Source organism: Acinetobacter sp. YH12200 (genome assembly GCF_013418175.1).
Lineage (GTDB): Bacteria > Pseudomonadota > Gammaproteobacteria > Pseudomonadales > Moraxellaceae > Acinetobacter > Acinetobacter pseudolwoffii.
The window spans coordinates 1-2,525 of the sequence record NZ_VPCO01000058.1; the positions used below are offsets into that span (position 1 = coordinate 1).

Here is a 2,525-nt window from a genome sequence, read left to right on the forward strand (position 1 = left end):
GCTTACGCGCCTGCGCAATGGCTGCGTCTGGCGCCAGATACCGGCCTCCATCGGAGAAACTGTCCGAGGTTATGTTGACGATGCCGAAAATGATGAGCGATTTATTCATGGGGGCTTCTATAATAATCTCTGTACACGACAAAAATAGATAACTCATTGAAATAATGTCACAATAATTGTTTTCTAACGACGAATACTATGACACATCTCAATGAGTTATATCTTATCTTAAACAAATCTCTAAAATGGAACAAGTCACATTTAAAGTGCTTTGCGCTCATCATGCTTGTGATTATTTTAAAGCAAACATGTAATCTTTCTTCTGCATCTAAAGCCTTGCCCATCAAGTGTTTACCACAATCATTTTATCGACGTATGCAGCGCTTCTTTGCAGGTCAGTATTTTGATTATCGTCAAATTTCTCAGTTGATTTTCAATATGTTTTCATTCGACCAAGTGCAACTGACTTTAGATAGAACCAATTGGAAATGGGGAAAACGAAATATTAATATCCTGATGCTCGCAATCGTTTATCGTGGAATAGCGATACCTATCCTTTGGACATTGCTTAATAAACGTGGAAATTCAGATACGAAAGAGCGTATTGCTTTGATTCAACGCTTTATAGCCATTTTTGGTAAAGACCGTATTGTGAATGTGTTCGCAGACAGAGAGTTTATCGGTGAGCAGTGGTTTACATGGTTAATTGAACAAGACATCAACTTCTGCATTCGTGTTAAAAAAACTTCATTGTCACCAATCATTTAGGAAAGAATCATAAAATTAGTGATTTATTTCGCCATCTTAAAGTTGGTCAAATTGAATGTCGTAAACGACGGATTTTGGTTGGTCGGGTGAAACTATATATAAGTGCACTACAGTTAGAAAATGGAGAGCTTTTACTCGTCGTTTCTCCTCAGTTTAATGCCAATGCTATTCAGGATTATGCATTACGCTGGGAAATTGAAACCTTATTCAGTTGTCTCAAAGGACGCGGGTTTAATCTTGAAAATACGCGCTTGACAGACCCTAGACGAGTGAAAAAATTGATTGCGGTGTTAGCTATAAGCTTCTGTTGGTGTTACTTAACGGGTGAATGGCAACATAATCAAAAAAAAGCGATAAAAATAAAGAAGCATGGACGACTCTCAATGAGTTTATTTCGCTATGGTTTAGACTATGTTCAAATGGCGATTCAGCGTTTAATTGGTTTTGGGAAAAAAGAAGAGTTTAAGGAAATTTTGGCAATTTTAAGAAAGCAGAATCCTGATAGGATAAGGGTTCTGTGAAATTTGTCGTGTACAGAGTATAATAATAATAATCGAGCATGAGTCTCATACGGATGCTCGGGTCGAAAGGGAATCCCCAGGCGAGTAACCTGTTTGCGGTGATCCATTAGCTGCAGGAGCAGAAGAGCATACATCTGGAAGCAAAGCCAGGAAAGCGGCCTATGGAGCTGTGCGGCAGCGCTCAGTAGGCAATTTTTCAAAATATTGTTAAGCCTTTTCTGAGCATGGTATTTTTCATGGTATTACCAATTAGCAGGAAAATAAGCCATTGAATATAAAAGATAAAAATGTCTTGTTTACAATAGAGTGGGGATCATTAATGAGAATAATCCGCCCCATTTAACATAATGGCGGTTATACGAAATTAATGAATGTTCGTATAGATTACTTGCATATTGTATTCGATCGAATACAATATAGTGAGAAGATAAGGAATCCTCATGATTGAAATTAAACGTCTGCCAGAATTTGATGAATGGTTGGATGGCATTAAAGACAATATGACCCGTATTCGCCTGAATCGTAGATTAGATAAGGTTCAACGTGGAAATTGGGGAGACATTAAGCCTCTCCAAGATGGCGTTTGGGAAATGAGAGAATTCTTCGGTGCTGGATGGAGAATGTATTACATCCAACATGGTGACGTAGTGATTGTAATGCTTGGTGGAGGAGATAAATCGACTCAACAACAAGACATCGATCGTGCAGTCAAATTATCGAAAACATTGGAGGATTAAAATGGTTAAAGTCGCTGATTTACCAAGTTTTGATATGGCTGAGTCACTCAAAACTGAAGAAGACATTGTGATGTATCTCAATATGGTTCTTGAAGATAATGATCCAGCTGAATTAGCCCATGCACTTGGTGTTATTGCTAAAGCTCGTGGCATGACTCAAATTGCTAAAGAAGCAGGGATTGGGCGTGAGGCACTCTACAAAGCCCTACGTCATGATTCAGCACCACGTTTTGATACCATTAATCGTGTAGTGAATGCTTTAGGCTTAAAACTCACAGTACAACATGCCTAAGACCTTAAAAAAATATAGTAAAAATGGGAGCTAATGGCTCCCATTTTTGTGTTATTCACCAATTAAAATGTCTATGCGAAAAACCATTTAAAATGTCCTGTTTTTAACCACAAGAGTCAAGCACAGGATTTAAATTTCTTTGTTCAATAACAGCTTTCTGAGCTTTACGGCTCGGCATACTTTTCTTGGCACGGGAACGTTTATTCT

Annotated in this window: 3 protein-coding genes and 1 pseudogene; 3 read left to right on the forward strand and 1 reads right to left on the reverse strand. The window is 38.2% G+C overall.

What is annotated here, in order from left to right:
- Window positions 1-109 (reverse strand): annotated as a pseudogene (locus FTU90_RS15780) (dihydropteroate synthase); the annotation flags it as partial.
- A gap of 89 nt (window positions 110-198) precedes the next feature.
- On the opposite strand from FTU90_RS15780, the gene FTU90_RS15785 reads away from it, so the two are divergent.
- The 3 genes from FTU90_RS15785 to FTU90_RS15795 all read left to right on the forward strand — a co-directional run bounded on the left by FTU90_RS15785 (window position 199) and on the right by FTU90_RS15795 (window position 2,318).
- Window positions 199-1,289, forward strand: a protein-coding gene (locus tag FTU90_RS15785; protein WP_085940648.1) for an IS4-like element ISAba1 family transposase whose coding sequence is annotated in 2 segments (ribosomal slippage) — window positions 199-739 and window positions 739-1,289 — 1,092 coding nt in all. Because the reading frame shifts where the segments join, the coding sequence is not laid out codon by codon here.
- A gap of 440 nt (window positions 1,290-1,729) precedes the next feature.
- Window positions 1,730-2,026: a type II toxin-antitoxin system RelE/ParE family toxin gene (locus FTU90_RS15790; RefSeq protein ID WP_005175534.1), complete on the forward strand. Its 297-nt coding sequence runs from the start codon at window positions 1,730-1,732 to the stop codon at window positions 2,024-2,026.
- Between the two features lies 1 nt (window position 2,027).
- The gene (locus FTU90_RS15795; RefSeq protein ID WP_060875721.1) at window positions 2,028-2,318 is read left to right on the forward strand and encodes an addiction module antidote protein; all 291 of its coding nucleotides are present in this window, start codon (window positions 2,028-2,030) and stop codon (window positions 2,316-2,318) included.
- The last annotated feature ends 207 nt before the right edge of the window (window positions 2,319-2,525 follow it).

Coding starts and splice junctions, on each gene's coding strand:
- FTU90_RS15790 (WP_005175534.1), top strand. CDS start 1,730: ATGATTGAAATTAAACGTCTGCCAGAATTTGATGAATGGTTGGATGGC.
- FTU90_RS15795 (WP_060875721.1), top strand. CDS start 2,028: ATGGTTAAAGTCGCTGATTTACCAAGTTTTGATATGGCTGAGTCACTC.